Consider the following 19,533-nt stretch of genomic DNA (forward strand, 5'->3'; position numbering starts at 1 on the left):
GCTCGCACAAGCCAGCAACAAAATTACACTTTTGCGTTATTGTCAGCGTCAGAAAGGTATCGTTGTTCAAAGACATCCGAAGGCACTGCGGGGGCAAACAGGAAGCCCTGCCCGCTCTCCACGCCCGCCTCTGCCAGCCATGCGCGCTGTGCGTCGGTTTCAATCCCCTCGGCAATCAGGTGCAGGTTGAGGCTGCGTGCCATCTGGATAATCGCCTGCACCATGCTGCAGTCGCCCGGCAGGCCGTCGACAAACGCTTTGTCAATTTTCAGCACATCCACCGGCAGGGTTTTCATGTGCTGAAGCTGGCGCAGCCCGGCGTATCCCATGCCAAAATCGTCCAGCGCAATGCGAATACCGGCGTTACGCAGCGGCTTGAGAATCGCGACCGCCTCGTTGGGGTCGTCAATGCGTCGGCTCTCCGTCACTTCCAGGGTTAACGTATCAGGCTTGATTCGGTAACGATGGGTAAGCTCCAGCATCTCAGAAACCATGGTCGGGTGCATAAGCTGCAGGGCAGACAGGTTGACCGACAGCGGCAGCGTCACGCCGCGCGCCTGCCAGGCGGCAAGCTGACGGCAGGACTCCTCCAGCACCCAGTAGCCGACGGTGACCATCAATCCGCAGGACTCGATGCGCTCAATCAGCCCTTCCGGCAGCGCCCATGAACCATCCGGCTGCTGCACGCGCAGCAGCGCCTCGGCGCTTTTCACCTCGCCCGTCCGCAGGTCCACCTGCGGCTGTAACCAGAGGGCAAACTGACGGTTATCCAGCGCGGTCAGGATGTCGCTCTCTTCCGTGAGGCGCTGCTGCGCCTTTTCCATCTGCTCCGGGTCGAAGAACTGGATCTGGTTTTTGCCTTTGCGCCGGGCGGTAAACGCCGCCGAGAACGCGCGGCGATAAAGCTGTTCCGCAGTCAGATCGCCATAGAACATGGCAATCCCGATGCTGGCGCTTGGGCGAAGCTGGATACCCTGAATCGGCAGCCGCTCATTAATGACAGTGAGCACTTGCTGACCTAACGTAATGGCATGCCAGGGTTCTTTGACGCCGTTGGCGATCACCACCAGGTCATAACCGCTGACCTGGGTCAGCACCATGCGCGGGGAAAGGACAGATTTGATCTTTTCCACCAGGGTGAGCAGCAGCATTTCGCGCTGGCTCTCCTGCAGCACCCCAGCCGTGTCCTGCAGGGTTTCACAGGCAATGACCATCAGCGCCGTGGTTTGCTGGCGGTCTACGGTTTGCTCCAGCATGGCCATCAGAAACGCTTTGTTGGGCAATTCCGACACCGGGAAACGGGTGGCGCTACTGTTCAGTTCATCCTGCTGTCGCTGGATGCGCTGCTGGTTGAGGTTATAGCTGCGCACCAGCATGCCGATCTCATCGTCATGATGCAGACGCGGCAGCTCAAGCTGATGTCCCATCTGATCCTGCGGCGCAAGGTTATTCAGCTCACGGGCGATACGGCGTAGGGGATGGACAATCAACCGGTTGATGCACCAGGTGAGCGCCACGCTGAGGATGAGCGTCATAAGTAAGCAAGTGGTCACTAACGTAACCACCCAGCTCATGACGAATTTATACATGCGGTAGGAGTCCGCCTGTAGTACCAGGTAGGCCAGCGGCTGCGGATTGGCAGGGCGTTCGAGTGAATATACGGGCAGCGAAATTTGCACCGGCAGCTCAAACAGGCGCATCACCATCATCGGGACGGGGCGCTCCGGGATAAAGCTCATCCGCAGCGCCTGAAACTGGTTAGGCAAGACAACGTCGGCGCGGCTCACGACGCCGGCAGGCTGAATGCGTTTTAAAATGGTTTCCGCTTCGGGAATATCCCCTTTCAGGATAGAGGCAGAAAGCGGGCCGCGTACCGAGCGGGCGATGCTTTCTAGCTGCGAAGCCGTGTTATAGCGATTCTGCTGTACGGAATGAAACAGCAAAATGACGCAGAAGAGCAGGACAAACAGCAGGGTAACGGCAGAAACCATCGCCATCTGTTTGATCGTTAAGGAACGGCTGACACGCAAAATGACTCTCCACAAAACTCGAAGCGCAGGGCGCGCCAGGGTGTAAACCTGGCGCGCCTGAGTATACCCGATTGCTGTGCTATTAAGAGAGACTTACAAATGGATTAAGGAAAATCCGATTACCAGTCCGCGTAAGGAATGAGCGGCTGCGGCGGTAAGTCCATATCGCCCTGCCAGCCTGCGGCAGAGTAACGCACATAAATCAGCGCGTGGCTTGGGGTATAGTCTTTCGCTTGCTGAATATCCACGCCCATGCCCACAAACCAGTTGGACGTTACGCGGCGTTCGATAATGGCCCGCGCGGTATAGCCCGTGCCCGAGGAGCTGCTGCCGGTTTCCATCGCGCCCCGGTCGGTATAGCGGTCTGGCTCATCGGTCGGGATCAGATTCTGGATTGGGTAGCGCAGCTCGTCATTCGTTTTGGAGTGAGACCAGGACACCGAGCCACCCAGCTCCCATGACCAGTTCTCCGTGCGTTTACGCCAGGTCACCGGCAGCGCGAAGGAGACATACTCCTGCGGGCTGTAGTAGCCGCCCTGACCCAGAGTATATCCGCTCAGGTCTTTGTCGTAGTGCCAGAGCATATTGGAGACGCCCACCGTCAGGCGCTCGTTGTTTTTATTAATGAGCTTGTAGTAGTAACCCGTCATCCATCGGACGCGCCAGTTATCTTCCACATTTTTACCCGTCAGCGTTTCCGCGTTCAGGCTTGACCAGACGCCGTTCGCTTCCCCTTTATCGTAGCTCAGGCTTACGCCGCCGCCGGTGGCGCGTACGCCCCCCCAGGTGGTGCCGGTGTTGGTATCTTTCTGCCCGGCGAACGCCAGCAGAGAGCTGGAGATGGGCCGACGATGGGCGTTAACGGTATAGCCAATGGGGCCCAGATCGCTGCTATAGCTGATGCCGCCCACCACGTCGACGACGTCAAAGCCCATCGGCGTGGTGCCAATATCCATCGACCAGGTTTTGTTCTGCCAGCCAACGGCAACGCTCGCGCCGCTGTCACTCTGATGGGTGCTGCCGCTACACGGTGTGTCGTAGCAGGTCCCCCATTTAGGATCGTAAGTCCCGTTATTGTTATCGAATGAACCGGCGTCCATGTTGACCAGATCGCTTCTGAAGAACATGCGCCCGTCAGAGAGCGGAGCATCCACCTGCAGCATAGTGGTATGGGCTTTCAGATCGGAATAGCCGCCCGTGCCGCTGGAGCCCCAGTAGTCGTGCTGCAGCGTGACGTTAACGTCCTGCTGACGGTACAAATCACCGGCATCACTGCGCACGCCGCGCTTCAGCCAGTCATCCTTTTCATCATTACGCGTCAGACGGGTAAAGCTGTCGTTGTCGGCCGGGCGGGTCGTCGTGATGCCGGACGACACCATGGCGTCTTTATAGGTGTCCAGCGCCTGCTGAGGCTGGCCGTTTTGCGCCTGGAAACGCGCGGCATCACGTAACACCAGCGCTTTTTCCATCGAGGCAGGCTGCGATTTGGCCTGCGGAATGATGCTGTTGAAGGTCTGCTCGGCGGCAGCGGAATCGCCCAGCCCTGCCTGCGCCATCGCGATCCGGCGCTGCATGTTGAGGGACGGCGGCTGGCCGTTTTGCGCGGCGGGCAGTTTCGCCAGCTCTGCGCGCGCGGCATCTTTGTTACCCTGCGCGCTGTAAATCTCGGTCAGGCCGAGGATCGCGTCTTCGTTCTGCGGCTCACGCTGCAGAACGGCGCTGTACGTCGTTTTCGCCGCGTTCAGATCGCCGCGCTGCTGCGCCCAGTCCGCCAGCGTCAGGTCGATGCGGGTGGAGGCTGGCTGCTGACGCAGAAGGTTTTCCGCCTCCTGCTCTTTGCCGCCGTCGCGCAGACGGTTGGCGGTTTCCAGCACCTGGTTGCTTTGCAGACGGTCGGCAAGCTCCTGGATATTGCCGTTCCACCGGCTGCGCGGCAGCGTGTCCAGATGCGCCAGCGCGGCCCGGTCCTGGTCGTTTCCGGAGAGATAGAGCCCGTTGGCATACACCTGATCCGGGTCGGACGGTTTCTGGCTGGCAAGCTGGCGCATCAGGGTATCCGCCTGGCTGCGCTGGCCCGCGCTGTAGAGATCGCGCGAGAGACGGTAGGTTATCCACACGTCGCCGGGAGAGAGCGCCAGACGACGGCGCTGGATCTCTGCCGCCTGGGCGTATTTCCCCTGATTCTCCAGCTGTTCTGCCTGGGCGGAAAGCTGCTCGTTGGTCAGGCTACGTTCAATATCATCTATGCTTCGGCGCTGGCTGGCGGAGAGAGACTGGATAAACTGCGAGGCTTTCTCCGGCGACTGCGCGCGGTAAATATTGGCCAGGCCGCGAACCGCATTGCTGTTGCCGCTGTCCATGCGCAGCGCCTGACGATAATAGCGTTCCGCCGCGTCGTTATCTTTACGCGCCGCGGCGGCATCGCCCAGCCCCAGCACGGCATAGCTATCGGTATTGTCGACGCTGCGCGCCTGCTGATAGTAGCGCTCCGCCTGCGTCGGGTTATTCGCCTTCAGCGCGGCATCGCCCTGCTGGATCAGCAGCCAGTAGCGGTTAACCTTCAGCAGGCTGTCCCATTTCCCCCGGTTGTCGCTCTGGGGATCGAGGGCAATCGCCTTTTCAAACTGGGCCACCGCGCGGGCGCGGTCGCCTTTCTGGGAATAAGCCTGTCCAAGGGCGCCCACCGCTTCGCTGTCGGCATGGTTGGCGCTGACGGCCTTTTGCAGCTCGGCCACCGCCTTACTCCCCTGCCCGGCATCTACCGCCGCCAGCCCTTCCGCTTTCGCGCGGAACGCCGGATCGGCGAGCTGTTTTTGCTGGGCTTCAAGCTGGGCGCGCGCCGCCGCGACGCTGTCGCCGCCGCTGAATACGCTCAGGTATTTTTGCAGCGCGCTGACGCTGGCGCTGCTGGCAGGCTGGCCCTTGATTTGGTCATACCACATATCAGACGCCTGGTTACGGCCATTGGTCGATTTAGCCATCTCCTGCAATACCGCGAAGCCTTCATCACGGCGTCCGCTCTGGAACAAAAGCTGGGACAGCGTCGACTGCAGCTGCGCATTCCCCGGGCTGCTGGCATTGATTTTCTTGAGCTGGTTAATGGCTGCATTCCGGCGAGCGGGGTCTTTCGCGACGACGTTCCAGTATTCCGTTGCCACGTCGCCGCCCGGCGGGTTGCCGTCAAACAGCTTGTCATAGGCGGCAATCGCCTCCTGCGTGTGTCCCGTGGTGGCGAGCAATCGCGCCTGCTGGAGCTGCTGGCGGCCATCCGGGGTGGAAAGCAGCATCGTGTTGCGTGATGACTGGTACGCACTCGACCCCGGCGCAATCCCTTTCAGGCGATCCAGCTCTTTTTGCGCGCCGGCGTTATCGCCCTGGCGCAGCAGGTAGCGAAAGCGGGCGGCAATGACGTCAGGATTGTTCGGGTCAATCAGCTCGAGACGATAGAGCGACTGACGAACCAAATCCTCACGCTGTGTCGATTCGCCCAGCCGAACCTGTTCCAGCAGCTGTTTCTGCTGCGGAGAGTTGGCGGCCTGGGCCCACGGCATAAGCGCCAGGCCAAGCGATAAAGTGAGTAGATTTACTGTGAACTTGCGCATTCCTGGCCCCAATCCGGTATTAATTCACCTTTTGCGGTGAAGCGAAAACGATGCTGATCCCATCCTTGCCCAAAGAGAGTCAGCACGTAGCTGTAATAGGCATTGTTATCGGGAAAATGGTCCGCAACGCGCTGGCGCTGAACCGCCTGAGCGTCACGCTGTTGTAAAAACGGCAGCATAGCGGCTGAGAACCCAACCGGGCCGTCGCCGGTGCGTTTCCCCGTCGCGACATCCACTTTCTCCGGCGGCATACCCCGTTTTATCGTCTTTGTCGCCATCGGCTGGAAGCGCGCCAGCAGCCGGGCTTTCTGAGGATCTTTATCACTCATCATGCCCACCCAGAGATACACGCGGATGGCGTCATAGCCCCCCACCAGCGCGTTGTCCTGCTGTAAACGCCAGCCTCTGTTCTTCTGATACTGCACCCAGTCCGGCGAAAAACCTTTTGGCGCACTCTCCAGCAGCAGGCGTAGATTGGTCTCACGCAGCTGGGCCCACGGGGTACCAAAACGCGTGAAATACGCCGCCAGCTGCGGAGGAAGATAGCTTGGGTTAAAGCGCCAGGCGTGTTCATCGGCAAAACCGACTTTACCCGGCAGCAGCATTGCGCCGAGTCCCGGCACTTTCACCACTTCTTCGCTGGCAATGCGTTTCAGCAGCGCTTGACCCGTGCGGGTATAGTCGGGATGTTTCCACAGACGACCCGCTTCGAGCAGGGACCAGGCAATCCAGACATCGGCGTCAGAGGCGGAGTTAGTATCAATCACCGCCCACGTCTCTTTCTCTTTCTGACCCCATAGCCAGGCAGGCAAATGGTCGTTGAGATCGCCGCCGGCAAGATTATCGCGCGTCCACGTCAGCAGCTGGTCAAAGGCTTTGCGATCGTTCGCCGCCAGGGCAAAGAACAGGGCGTAGCTTTGCCCTTCCGAGGTCGTAATTTTGCGCGCGTCACTGGGGTCAATGACGCGCCCGCCCTCGCTGATGTAGTCCTTTTTAAACTGCTCCCAGGCAGGCCAGGTACAGGCGGCGCGAAGAGGAAGCGCCGCCAGCATCACCGCTGCTAATACACACCAGCGAAAGGCTTTCATCACAACTTACTCATCCGGATTCAGACGACGACGGCTGATGATTCGCAGCAGACGCCACAGCACCCAGGCCAGCAAGACCACGCTGACCGCCGCCAGGATGGCGAGCAGAACCGGATGGTTAGCCAGCGCATACCACAGGCGTTCGAACCACGGCAGATGGCCCACGTAGTACACGTCACCCACGCGCAGGCTGTTGACGCCGGACTCACGGATCACCGACACGGAGCCAAACATCGCGGCACGTTTACCGCTGTCGTTCATGGCCGTATTGAGCAGTTCATATCCGCGCGGGCTGTCCGCCAGGAGAGCCACCACGCTACGCTGGTCGTTGTAAGGTGACTGGAAGCCCACCACCGCGGCCATCGCCCCCTGAGACGTAACCGTCGTCTGCACGCTGGCCTGACGGTCGTTCACGTCCGGCATAATGCTCGGGAACTCGGTCTGGCGCATCGGCGTGTTAACCCATGACTGGGCCGCTTTCACCAGCAGATCGATACGTTTGTCATCCTTGAGCTTATCCGGAATGGTACCGATTATCATGATGTCAGCATCTTTGTTCTGAATCTGGCTGCCATCGTCCGTCAACGTGACGTTAATTGCCGGTAGTCCGGTTTGTCCACCCACGGTCGCCATGGCGTCCAGCAGGGTTGTGACCTGCTCTTCGTTCGGCGCTTTTGGCATCACGACAATGGATTCAGAGAGATCGGCCATGCGGCTGAACGGGAAGCCCGCGTTGGCAAAGGCGCGCAGATCCGGCATCGCCAGGAAGTGATAGTACTTCGAGAAGTCGATGGTCGACTCATCGCCAATCACGACGTGGTTCTGCACAGGCTGGAAGGTGATGCAGTTATCAACCGAGCCGCCCGGCATCGGGTTCATGTACTGGAAGTCAAAACGCAGCTGGTTTATCGCACCCAGCTTCAGCGCCGGAATGGAGACATCCGTTTTCCCATCCAGCAGCCCCTGCAGCACCGGCAGGCGAAGCATCAGGCGGTTGGTATCCTGGGTGCTTTGCAGGCTGAAGGATTGCAGGAACTGGTTGTTCAGGCTGATATCCATGCGCGAGCTGTCTTTGGTGGCCGGCGCGGTATAACGGTAGTTCAGGTTGATATCGATGCCGTTGGTACGCAGCAGGTACAGATCCGGCGGCAAATTCAGCGACAGGCTAATCGGCGCAGGCTCAAGCCCCGTCGCCTGCAGCTGTTCTTCATAGGTTTTCAACTCGCCAAAGGTGACGGCACGGTCGGTACGCACCCAGTTTGGCGCATCATAAGGTTTACGCGCCAGCAGCGGCTTGACCTCATCCACCACCACGCTGTCGCCGCGGAAAAGGACGTTGCCCTGGGCAATCGCTTTTGCGGCCTGCACCAGATCCTTATCGTCACGACCAAAGACCACCAGCAGCTTCACGTACGGGTTGTCCGGGTGGTTTATCATCTCTACGGTCGGCGCTTTGACGTCCGGATGATCGCGCAGGAACGCCGGGCGTTTTGCGTTGGTGGCAAACACAATGGCATTTCTGTCCGGCAGTTTGTCATACATCGCCGGGAAGCTCTGACCACGCCAGCCCGCGCGTGAACCAAACCAGGACGCCACGATAGTGGCCGCCAGCTGCTGGGTCACGTCCGGGGACGATGCAAACACCATCGGCAGCGTGAGCGGACGGCTATCGCGTGGATCGAAGAACGGAACCGGGAACGCGGAGAGATCGTTTTTCAGCGCCAGCGACTGGTAGGTCAACTGCAGCGAGGAGTTGCGCCCGACGTCCATCCACAGCGTGTTGCTGGCCGGGTTTTCGCAGACATCGCGGTAGTGGCCGACAAATTCCAGGCGGACGCGGTTAAAGTCAGTGATGAACAGCGGGTTGATCGGCACCTGAGCCAGGGTTTTCTTGCCCAGCTGCTCTTTGGTGACGGGCAGCACCTCCATCAGCTCGTCATTGAGGTAGACCTTCAGCTGAGACTGGGTCGGCAGCAGCGATGGTGACGGGGTGTATTCAAGGTTCAGCACCGCATTAGAGACCACCTCATCGCTGCGCATGCCAAACTCGATGCCGCCGTTAGGGTTGATGCCGCGCAGCACCATGCTGCCCGGAGGCGGTGCAATTTGCGCAAAGGTCAGCTTCACGTCCCGTGACGGCGCATTGTCCGCGACGACGGGCGCATTTGCCCCCCGCACGCCCGGCATCACCTGCCCAATAACCTGGCCGTCTGCTGGCAGGGTGTTCCCCTCCGTTGGCTGGTTCGGCATGATGTTTTCTGTTTGACCGGGTGCCGCAGTGACAACCGGATCGGTTGCTTGCGCAACGACGGGTACCGTTGGCGCAGGCGTAGCCGCTGCGTTATCAGGAGCGGCGTTAGCCATTGTTGCGGGGAGGACATTCATCCCCATTGCCACTGCACATAACCAGGAAAGTTTAGTTTTCATCGCGTTATCATCATTGTTGAGCCATAACCGGGTCCGCCTGCTTCGCCTCATCTCGCTCAGGACGACGAGGAATGAACGACACGACCCAGGAAACCAGCGAAGTAAGTGACCGGAAAATTATTTTCACCGACGACGGGGCAAATTCTGCAAGGTGACGATAGCCACGGAACCCCAGCTTCAGAATATCCAGCAGGCTTTCCAGAGGTTTATCTTCCGGGAAGCTGTCCTGCCAGAGAGCCCACGTATCCGCGCGGGCAAACGTACACTGCACAAAATCAATGTGTTGCTTTTTGGTCAACGGCATCAGCTGCAGACCGACTTCATTGCCCACCACGCGAACAACCTGCGTCGGGAAGACATACTCCTGCTGGCCGCGCTTAAGCAGCAGGTTAACTTTTTGCCCCTCCAGCACTTTCGCCTGGCCGTTGATTTTGATCCCCAGACCTCCGTCTGAGAAGTCGTGCACGGTACAGGAGAAGAGATGGCCATCTTCACGGGCGATCGCCGCAGGCATGCAGATTTCAACGCGATGCGCGCGACGAACCTGTTTGCTCTCCACCGACACCGCCACCGCGCCACCGAGAATAATCAGGTTGTAGAAGACCCAGGCCATACTCACGAAGACGGTCAGGATTTCGTTTTCCGGGCCGTAAAAGTAACGCCAGACGCCGACAATGACGCCCACAATATTCAGCAAAACCAGGAAGATATACGGACGGGAGATCACCCAGTCGACGTACTCCTCTTCCACCAGACCGCCCTTCGCGGTGACGTTGAATTTCCCTTTATGCGGGTTAATCAGCGCGACCATGGTCGGCGGCGCGATGTACCAGGCCAGCACCGTTTCGTAGATTTCACTCCAGAAGGAGTGGCGGTATTTACCCTGTATCTTCGAGTTCGTCAGGCTCGCGTGGATCATATGCGGCAGAACGAACAGCGCAATCATCAGCGCGGGCGCGTAAATGATATAGGCGTGAAGAAGCAGGAACGCCAGCGGTGCGGTCAGGAAGATCAGCCGCGGGATACCGGACAGAAAGTGGAACATGGCGTTGACGTAGCAGAGACGCTGCGCCAGCTTGAGCCCTTTGCCTATCAGCGGGTTATCGAGACGGAAAATCTGCACCATGCCGCGCGCCCAGCGAATACGCTGGCCAATGTGCGCCGACAGTGATTCCGTTGCCAGACCGGCAGCCTGCGGAATACGCATGTAGGCCGAGGTATAGCCACGGCGGTGCAGGCGCAACGAGGTGTGCGCATCTTCGGTGACCGTTTCGACGGCGATACCGCCAATTTCATCCAGCGGTTTACGGCGGATAACCGCACACGAGCCGCAGAAGAAGGTGGCGTCCCACATGTCGTTTCCGTCCTGCACCAGTCCATAGAACAGCGTGCCTTCGTTCGGGGTCTTACGGAAACGGCCAAGGTTACGTTCAAACGGATCCGGCGAGAAGAAGTGGTGCGGCGTCTGCATCATCGCCAGCTCTTTCTCCTTCAGGAACCAGCCCATGGTCATCTGCAGGAACGAGCGCGTCGGCACGTGGTCGCAGTCAAAGATCGAGACGAACTCCCCGGTGGCATACTTCAACGCGTTGTTGATGTTCCCCGCCTTAGCGTGTTCATGCGTCGGACGGGCGATGTATTCGACACCCACCTCCTCCGCGAACTGGCGGAATGCCGGACGGTTGCCGTCGTCGAGGATCCAGACCTTGAGCTTATCTTTTGGCCAGTCGATGCCCAGCGCGGCATAGATGGTGTTCTTCACCACGCTCAGGTCTTCGTTGTAGGTCGGCACGAAGAGATCGACGGTTGGCCACGTCGTGGTGTCCTTCGGCAGCGGAACCGGCTGGCGGTTGAGCGGCCAGATGACCTGGAAATAGCCCAGCACCAGCACAATCCAGGCGTAGGTTTCAGCAAACAGCAGCACCAGGCCGCACACCAGGCTGACCGGGTCGTCCCAGTTCAGGGTGGAGGTATAGCGCCACCAGATGTAGCGACAGGAGACCGTTAGCGACAGCACGATCAGCATCAGCGCCGAGAAGCGGCCCGGAATACGGCGAACCAGCAGCGCCACGCCCCACAGCAGGATCAGGAAGGTGAACTGCGCCAGCGGGTTGAAAGGCTGCGTAATGCAGACCAGCGCCAGAATCAGCGAGAACACGACAATCACGCCGAGGATAAAACGCCGCAGGCCCGGGTGGAGGTGCCCGAGCTCTTTTTGATTATCCAGATGGCTGGTCCTGTCGGTCACGCTGTCAGGCAGTTTATCCAGCCACTGATGATAGCGTTCGCGAAGCTGCTGTACGCGGGAGAAGCTGCGCCAGTGCGGCGTCTGGCGTTCTCTTCGCGACGAGGTCACGACCAGCCAGGCGGCCTGAATGAGATAGCGCGCCGGATCCAAAGGCCGTGGCCGATCGGGATTAATGTGCGGATAAAGCTCATCGTGCCGTGCACGTATGCGCTGCCAGCGCGGGTGTTCGAGTGGAATAAATATCCAGGCCAGAATCATCCAGAAACAGCCGAGCGCGGCGCTAAACGCCGACGCACCGTGTCGGCGAAAATGCCGGTAATGCTCGCTCAAGCGCGAACTGACCGGTGGGATGAGTAACCAGCTGGCGAGACGACTCATACAGCACTCCCTGCATGCTCCGCCCTGTTGGCGAAGTTCAGCAGACACCAGTTAGCCAGCGTCAGGATCTCTTCTGCCGCCAGTGAATCGCTGCGGTATTCGCCGAGCGGTTGTTTCGACGCAAGGCATTCCGCCATTCCCTCATCACGGTGGATGACAATGGGGAGCAGGCGGCGCTGGCTTTGCAGCCAGACCTGATACAGATCGTCCTGGATCTGGCTGCCAACGCGCAAATCGTTAATCAGGATATGGCCATTTTGCGGTAACCCCTGCTGATGCAGGCGGATATGGCAGTTGGCATCGACGTTAACGATCGAGAGGATATGGTCGCACTGCGCGATGAGCTGTCGGGTCAGCGTGCCGGCACCGTGCGGCAGATCCAGCAGGATCCACTTATAGTGTCCCTTTTCTTTCAGGTCCTGCAGCGCAAGCGTGAACTGCGAAAACAGGCGCTGGTACGCGGCCTCATTCTCGCGTTCCGTGGTGGTCAGTTGGCCAAACGGCAGCAAATCAAGCTGCGAGGTATAGCGCATACCTGCATCCCGCCAGTCCTTATCGTCAAGCAGCGCGCGGGCCCAGCCCTCTTCACGGTTAAAATCGACGTTAAACGACATACGCAGCAAATTATCGGCGCAGGCGTCAATAACCAGCACCGATTCACCTAAAAGCTGTAATGACCACGCCAGCGCCGCGGTAACGGATGTGGTACCCACACCCCCACGGACACCCTGTAATCCGAGTATGGCCATCAATGGCTCCCTTATTGTTGATGGGCGAATTCAGCTAATAACGGCCAGCGTTTAATAGCCGCGGCCAACTGTTCCCGCTGGGAAATATCGGTGTAATCTATTTCAGGTAAAGAAAAGGCCTGCGTCAGCGCCAGAAAATCGTTCTGGAATGTGTAGCCCAGGGTTGAGTCGACTGGGGTACCGGGCTCATTATTATCCATTCTTTCTATCCCTTTGAGTAAAATCGCAAGATCAGAAGTAGCGAGGCTTCCTGCCCATCAAATTTGATTTACATGCTAAATCTGATGTTCTTTAATTTCAATGTTAGGTTTATTTCTACGCTTTCGCTAGTAAACTGAGATACAGATAAATTAGTCGAAAAGAGGGACACCGTGGACTCCATATTTTCTATTGGCATCCAGTCATTATGGGACGAATTGAGCCACATGCCAGTCGGAGGAGTCTGGTGGATTAATACGGATCGTAATGAAGATGCTATCAGTCTGGTAAACCAGACAATTGCGGCCCAGGATAAGGATTCCCGCGTGGCCGTCATTAGCATGGGCGAAGATCCGAAGAAAATTATCACGCTGGAAAACGATCGCGGTCCCCAGACGGTGCGCTTATTTTCTATGTCGGCGGAAGCGGATAGTCTATACTTTTTGTCCCGCGACGTTCAGTGCACGATTGATCCGGATCACTATTTAGTGATTCTTAAATGTGCAAATAACGTCCTGCAAAATATCCCTACGGAAAAACTGCTGTCATGGCTGGAAAAAATCAATAAATGGGCAAAATTTCAAAATTGCACGCTATTGATAGTCAATCCCGGCAGTAATAATGACAAGCTGTTCTCGCTTTTAATGGGCGAATATCGCTCTCTTTTCGGCCTGGCAAGCGTACGTGACCAGGTGGGGAGCTATCTCTACGATATTGCATTCTGGTGTAATGAAAAAGGCGTGAGCGCCAGGCAACAGCTTACGCTGAAACATATCGAAGGTAAGTGGCATCTGGCACAGCAGGAAGAAACCGTGGTGCAACCGCGCAGTGATGAAAAGCGCATCCTGAGCCACATCGCGGTGTTAGAGGGGGCACCCGCCCTGTCGGAAAACTGGTCACTGTTTGAATCTAACGAAGCCCTTTTCCACGAAGCCCGCACAACTCAGGCGGCTACGCTTATTTTCTCATTGATGCAGAATAACCAGATTGAAACGCTGGCAAGGCAGATACACACCTTACGCCGCCAGCGCGGCAGTGCGTTGAAAATTATCGTTCGCGAAAATAACACCAGCCTGCGCGCTACCGATGAGCGTCTGCTTCTGGGCTGCGGCGCCAACATGGTTATCCCCTGGAATGCGCCGTTATCACGCTGCCTGACGCTTATCGAAAGCGTTCAGGGCCAGCAGTTTAGCCGCCACGTACCGGAAGATATTTCCACGCTGCTCTCCATGACGCAGCCGATGAAGCTGCGTGGTTACCAAAAATGGGATACCTTCTGCGACGCCGTCGGCAACATGATGAGCAATACGCTACTTCCCGCTGACGGGAAAGGGGTCATGGTTGCCCTGCGTCCTGTCCCGGGGATCCGCGTTGAGCAGGCCCTCACCTTATGTCGCCCGAACCGTACAGGGGACATTATGACCATTGGCGACAATCGCCTGGTGCTGTTTTTGTCCTTCTGCCGGGTTAACGATCTCGATACGGCGCTTAACCATATCTTCCCCCTGCCTACCGGGGATATTTTCTCGAACCGTATGATTTGGTTCGAAGATAATACCATCAGCGCGGAGCTGGTTCAGATGCGTGCGCTCCAGCCTGAGCAATGGGCTAAACCGCTCGCTATCGCAAGCGATGCCAAACCGATCCTCAATGCCAGACATGATGGACACATCTGGCGTCGGGTGCCGGAACCCCTTCGCTTATTAACAGACAACGCGGAGAACGCATCATCATGAATATCAGCGATATTATTCAACTGGTTATATTCTGTGCGCTGATCTTTTTCCCGCTTGGCTACTACGCGCGCCATTCCATTCGCCGTATCCGTGATACGGCCAGAGTGCTGTTTATCAAACCTCGCTATGTAAAACCAGCCGGAACACTGACACGGGCATCACACGTCAAGGCAGACCGAAAACATGACTAATTCTACCTATACCGCTTCGTCACCCTCGCCGCTCTGGCAATACTGGCGCGGCCTTTCCGGCTGGAACTTCTACTTTCTGGTGAAGTTTGGTCTGCTGTGGGCAGGCTACCTGAATTTCCATCCCCTTCTAAACCTGGTGTTTATGGCCTTCCTGCTGATGCCTCTGCCGAATATCAGGCTGCATCGCTTGCGTCACTGGGTGGCCATCCCCGTTGGCTTTGCGCTGTTCTGGCACGATACCTGGCTGCCGGGTCCGGACAGCATAATGAGCCAGGGGTCACAGGTCGCGGGCTTCAGTACGGACTACATGCTCGATCTGGTTGAGCGCTTTATTAACTGGCAGATGATCGGTGCCATCTTTGTCCTGCTGGTGGCCTGGCTGTTCCTGTCACAGTGGATCCGCGTCACGGTATTTGTCGTCGCGATTATGATCTGGCTTAACGTGCTGACGCTGGCGGGACCAAGCTTTTCGCTGTGGCCTGCCGGACAGCCGACAACCACGGTGACCACCACCGGGGGAAGCGCAGCGGCAACCGTGACCACGGCAGGCGATACGCCTGTGGTGGGTGATATTCCAACCCAGACCGCACCGCCGACCTCCACCAACCTCAATGCGTGGCTTTCCAGCTTCTATACCGCGGAAGATAAGCGACAGACGAAATTCCCGGATGCGCTGCCGGCGGATGCTCAGCCGTTTGAGCTGCTGGTGATTAACATCTGTTCGCTCTCCTGGGCCGACGTGGATGCCGCCGGTTTGATGTCTCATCCGCTGTGGTCGCATTTCGATATTCAGTTTAAAGATTTCAACTCTGCCACCTCGTACAGCGGCCCGGCGGCGATTCGTCTCCTGCGTGCAAGCTGCGGTCAGCCATCGCATAAAAACCTGTACCAGCCGGCTGGAAACCAGTGTTACCTCTTCGATAATCTCTCAAAACTGGGCTTTACGCAGCATCTGATGCTGGGGCATAACGGCCAGTTCGGTAACTTCCTGAAAGAGGTGCGCGAAGAGGGTGGCATGCAGGCGCCGCTGATGGATCAAACCGGCCTTCCTGTCTCCCTGCTGGGCTTCGACGGTTCGCCCGTCTATGACGATACCGCTGTCCTGCAGCGCTGGCTGCAGACCATCGAAAAGGACAGCAACCCGCGCAGCGCGACGTTCTTTAATACCCTGCCGCTCCACGACGGTAACCACTTCCCGGGCGTGAGCAAAACGGCAGATTATAAAGTGCGTGCGCAAAAACTTTTCGACGAGCTGGACGCGTTCTTCACGGAGCTGGAAAAATCAGGCCGTAAGGTGATGGTGGTTGTGGTGCCAGAGCACGGCGGCGCGCTGAAGGGCGACAGAATGCAGGTGTCCGGTCTGCGTGACATCCCAAGCCCGTCGATTACCAACGTACCTGCAGGTATTAAATTCTTTGGTATGAAGGCACCGCATCAGGGCGCACCGATTGAAATCACCCAGCCGACCAGCTATCTGGCCATCTCAGAACTGGTTGCCCGCGCCGTTGACGGGAAGCTGTTTGTGGAAGATAGCGTGAACTGGGACCAGCTCACCAGCAACCTGCCGCAAACGGCAGAAGTCTCAGAGAATGCCAACGCGGTCGTGATTCAATACCAGAACAAACCTTACGTTCGCCTGAACGGCGGCGATTGGGTGCCGTATCCGCAGTAACGGGTTTCCGCTCACCCTAGCCCTCTCCCCATTGGGGAGAGGGGATTTTCAGTGCGTTATTATTGCGCGGAAATCCACACCAGCATTTTCAGGCTTGCCGAATAGTAGTCGTCCTTTGCCGTGATTTCCGGTTCGCCGGATGGCTGGCCGATCGTTAAATCACGTACGGCCAGGAGGCCACCTTCCATCATGTAGGGAGCGTATTCGTTGGTGGTGACGTTAACCCATGCGGGCGTTTGTTCGCGGGGGAATTGACCAAACCACGCTTTCCACGGGGCCAGCAGCGGGCTTTGCTTATCAGACCAGGCAACGTACAGCGGAATACGAATCGCGTCATAGCTCATCCGCGGCGGCCACCCTTTGGCGGGTGCCAGCTTGCCGCCTGATGCCAGCGAAACCCAGTCAGGGGGCAGATTCGCTTTACCCGACCCCATTTTTTCCAGCAGGCGTTTCCCGTCTTTAATCAAATCGCGCCAGACCGGCAAATGACTGCGTCCGGCGAAGGCCTGCCAGGCCGGAAAAACAAAATAGGAAGGATTAAGGACCACTTCGCCGTCAAGCTTAAATCCCTCGACGCCGGGGAGCATCACGCGGTAGCCCGCATAGCGGATAACGTTATGGGTAACGAGCGCTTTTGTAATGGCATCCGATGCGGCGCTGTAGCGTTTGTCATGCCAGCGGGCATCGGCTTTGAGCAACGCCCAGGCAATCAGCACATCGCCATCGGCGGCATTGTTTTTGTCAGCAACCGGATTGGACTCTGCGGGGTTATAACGCCAGTAAAACAGACCGTTTTCTTTGTTCTTCAGCTTGCTGTCTGTCCATTGCCAGAGCTTGTCGAACGTGGCTTTATCGTCATTAGCCACCGCCATCATCATGGCAAAACCCTGACCTTCCGTATGCGATACGCCGCCATTGCCGGTGTCAACGATGCGGCCTTCCGGTTTGAAAAAGCGGGCCTTGTAACTCTCCCAGGCCTGACCCGCCTGAGAGAGAGGTGAGAACAGCACACTCATCATGACGGCAAGCGTCATGCAGACGGGTTTTCGCATCATTCACTCCATCCGGTTATTCGGCACTCCGCAGGGAAATCTCACCGCCCATCCAGGGTTTGATCGCGCCATCCTTTTCAAGGAGCAGCGCGCCCTGAGCGTCAATACCGCGGGAAATGCCGTAAATCTCTTTATCACCAATCAGCAGTTTCACCGGGCGGTTGATGAAGTTATCCAGCTTTTCCCAACGAGACAGGAACGGTGCCAGCCCTTCCTGCTCAAAAAGCGTGAGCGAGCTGCGCAGCTCTTTAATCATACGCACGGCAAGGGTGTTACGATCGATGGCGATCCCCGCTTCCTGGAGGTTAGTCCAGGCCTGATTCACCACATCATTCTGGACATTGCGCATCACCATATTGAGGCCAGCGCCAATGACGATTTGTGCCGCATCGCCCGTTTTTCCCGTCAGTTCGACCAGAATACCGGCAAGTTTACGATCGTTGAGGTACAGATCGTTAGGCCATTTAACACGCACCCGATCCGCACCCAGATCGTGAAGCACCTCCGCCATGACGATGCCGATGACCAGACTCAGGCCAATGGCAGCGGCCGGGCCCTGATCGAGTCGCCAGTACATGGACAGATAGAGGTTGGCACCAAAGGGTGAAAACCACTTGCGGCCACGACGGCCGCGACCGGCCTGCTGATATTCAGCAACACAGGCATCGCCGGATTTCAGCTCAGGCAGACGATCCAGCAGATACTGGTTCGTCGAGTCGATCACAGGCAGCACCGCCACATTGCCGTGCCCAATCTGGCTACGTATTGTGTCTTCATCCAGCAACTGAATTGGCTCCGGCAGGCTGTAGCCTTTTCCGGGAACCGTAAACACATCGACACCCCAGTCGCGGAGCGTCTGGATATGCTTGTTAATGGCGGCGCGGCTCATACCCAACTGCTCACCCAGCTGCTCGCCGGAATGAAATTCACCGTCCGCCAGGATGCTAATCAGGGTTAACGGGACCGTATTGTCCTTCATGCAATAGCCTCCACGGCATTAACTTCACCAGTGCGGCCAATGAAGCGGACTTCTGGCTCCAGCCAGACGTTAAACTTTTCGCCCACGCGCTGACGCACATAATGCGCCAGCTGTACCACATCGTCGCTGGTCGCATCGCGTTGATTAATCAGCACCAGCGCCTGCTGTCGGTGAACGGCTGCGCCGCCGACTGAAGTGCCCTTTAGCTGGCATTGATCGATAAGCCATCCGGCAGCCAGCTTCACGCTGCCATCCGCCTGAGGGTAATGTGGCGCGGTTGGCCATTCTTCAAGAAAGCGTTCCGCATTTTCACCGCTGATAACCGGGTTTTTGAAGAAGCTTCCGGCATTTCCATTTACTTTCGGGTCGGGAAGCTTGGTCATCCGCATATGGCAAACCGAGTCAAAAACGTCGCGAGCGGTAACGGTAGACGGGTCGAGACGCGTTAAATCCCCGTAGGTCAGTACGGGCTGCCAGTTCTTCGACAGGCGCAGGCCCACGGCGACAATCACGTAGCGATCCTGATATTCATGTTTGAAGATACTGTCACGATAGCTAAAACGGCACTGTTCTGCCGTTAAACGCGTCGCCGTTCCGGTCGCCAGTTCGATGCAGTCGACGTATTCACAGACATGCTTCAGTTCGATGCCGTAGGCACCGATGTTCTGAATGGGTGACGATCCGGCGCAGCCCGGGATAAGCGCAAGGTTTTCCAGACCCGCAATCCCCTTTTCGAGGGTAAATTGCACCAGATGATGCCAGTTTTCTCCAGCGCCCACGTGCAGATGCCAGCTATCTGCACGCTCTTCAATACCAATTCCCATAATGCGGTTAACGATTACCGTGCCCGCAAAATCGTCGAGAAACAGGACATTACTTCCTTCGCCCAGAATCAGTACGGGTTCGTTTTTTTCTGTTGCGCGTTGCCATGCATCCAGCAGCTGCTGTGCGGTATCGGCACGTACAATTTGATTAGCATTACGTTGAATGCCAAAGGTATTCCAGGGCTTAAGGGAGTGGTTCATAGACGCTATCCTGATGCAAAAACGCAGGTAGTTTACCGTATAAGCAGGGCGTTGGGGGATTAGTTTGTATAGCGCAGAAATGCAAAAAGGCCATCCTTCCGGATGGCCTCTTCACTTAATTGATGCCTGGCAGTTCCCTACTCTCACATGGGGAGACC

13 protein-coding genes are annotated in these 19,533 nt (G+C 57.4%); 3 read left to right on the forward strand and 10 right to left on the reverse strand.

Going from position 1 to position 19,533, the window contains the following annotated elements; all coding sequences use genetic code 11:
* Nucleotides 1-23: 23 nt before the first annotated feature.
* From hmsP to bcsR, 7 genes are all read right to left on the reverse strand, one after another.
* Entirely contained in the window at nt 24-2,030 is a 2,007-nt protein-coding gene (hmsP, locus tag L6R44_RS15980; RefSeq protein WP_237424747.1) for a biofilm formation regulator HmsP, read from the reverse strand.
* Between the two features lie 119 nt (nt 2,031-2,149).
* Complete coding sequence (gene bcsC / locus L6R44_RS15985; RefSeq protein ID WP_237424748.1) at nt 2,150-5,632, reverse strand: cellulose synthase complex outer membrane protein BcsC; 3,483 nt, start codon at nt 5,630-5,632, stop codon at nt 2,150-2,152.
* Entirely contained in the window at nt 5,614-6,720 is a 1,107-nt protein-coding gene (gene bcsZ, locus L6R44_RS15990) for a cellulose synthase complex periplasmic endoglucanase BcsZ (protein WP_237424758.1), read from the reverse strand. The genes bcsC and bcsZ overlap by 19 nt, the downstream gene beginning before the upstream one ends.
* Before the next feature lie 6 nt (nt 6,721-6,726).
* A complete protein-coding gene (bcsB, locus tag L6R44_RS15995) occupies nt 6,727-9,147 on the reverse strand; it encodes a cellulose biosynthesis cyclic di-GMP-binding regulatory protein BcsB (RefSeq protein WP_237424749.1) in 2,421 nt (806 codons plus the stop codon).
* Between the two features lie 10 nt (nt 9,148-9,157).
* Nucleotides 9,158-11,773, reverse strand: coding sequence for a UDP-forming cellulose synthase catalytic subunit (gene bcsA / locus L6R44_RS16000; protein WP_237424750.1), 2,616 nt, complete (start codon nt 11,771-11,773; stop codon nt 9,158-9,160).
* Nucleotides 11,770-12,522, reverse strand: coding sequence for a cellulose biosynthesis protein BcsQ (gene bcsQ, locus L6R44_RS16005; RefSeq protein WP_032644638.1), 753 nt, complete (start codon nt 12,520-12,522; stop codon nt 11,770-11,772). Before bcsQ ends, bcsA begins: the two co-directional genes overlap by 4 nt.
* An 11-nt stretch (nt 12,523-12,533) precedes the next feature.
* Nucleotides 12,534-12,722 (reverse strand): cellulose biosynthesis protein BcsR, encoded by a 189-nt coding sequence (gene bcsR / locus L6R44_RS16010; RefSeq protein WP_008503237.1) that lies wholly within the window; start codon nt 12,720-12,722, stop codon nt 12,534-12,536.
* A gap of 171 nt (nt 12,723-12,893) precedes the next feature.
* Between bcsR and bcsE the strand changes: the two genes are divergently transcribed.
* Genes bcsE through bcsG form a run of 3 tightly spaced genes read left to right on the forward strand, consistent with a single transcriptional unit; the run spans nt 12,894 to nt 16,319 of the window.
* Entirely contained in the window at nt 12,894-14,456 is a 1,563-nt protein-coding gene (gene bcsE, locus L6R44_RS16015; RefSeq protein WP_032644639.1) for a cellulose biosynthesis c-di-GMP-binding protein BcsE, read from the forward strand.
* Entirely contained in the window at nt 14,450-14,647 is a 198-nt protein-coding gene (gene bcsF, locus L6R44_RS16020) for a cellulose biosynthesis protein BcsF (RefSeq protein ID WP_024908822.1), read from the forward strand. Before bcsE ends, bcsF begins: the two co-directional genes overlap by 7 nt.
* Nucleotides 14,640-16,319, forward strand: a complete 1,680-nt coding sequence (gene bcsG, locus L6R44_RS16025) for a cellulose biosynthesis protein BcsG (protein WP_032644640.1) — start codon at nt 14,640-14,642, stop codon at nt 16,317-16,319. Before bcsF ends, bcsG begins: the two co-directional genes overlap by 8 nt.
* Before the next feature lie 59 nt (nt 16,320-16,378).
* On the opposite strand, the gene L6R44_RS16030 is transcribed toward bcsG, so the two are convergent.
* From L6R44_RS16030 to murB, 3 genes are read right to left on the reverse strand one after another with little or no spacing between them, the layout of a single operon-like run.
* A complete protein-coding gene (locus L6R44_RS16030; protein WP_237424759.1) occupies nt 16,379-17,371 on the reverse strand; it encodes a glycosyl hydrolase family 8 in 993 nt (330 codons plus the stop codon).
* A gap of 16 nt (nt 17,372-17,387) precedes the next feature.
* A complete protein-coding gene (gene birA / locus L6R44_RS16035) occupies nt 17,388-18,350 on the reverse strand; it encodes a bifunctional biotin--[acetyl-CoA-carboxylase] ligase/biotin operon repressor BirA (protein ID WP_237424751.1) in 963 nt (320 codons plus the stop codon).
* The gene (murB, locus tag L6R44_RS16040) at nt 18,347-19,375 is read right to left on the reverse strand and encodes a UDP-N-acetylmuramate dehydrogenase (RefSeq protein ID WP_237424752.1); all 1,029 of its coding nucleotides are present in this window, start codon (nt 19,373-19,375) and stop codon (nt 18,347-18,349) included. The genes birA and murB overlap by 4 nt, the downstream gene beginning before the upstream one ends.
* Nucleotides 19,376-19,533: the final 158 nt, after the last annotated feature.

Source organism: Enterobacter cloacae complex sp. ECC445, from assembly GCF_021892025.1.
In the GTDB taxonomy this organism is placed as follows: domain Bacteria; phylum Pseudomonadota; class Gammaproteobacteria; order Enterobacterales; family Enterobacteriaceae; genus Enterobacter; species Enterobacter chengduensis.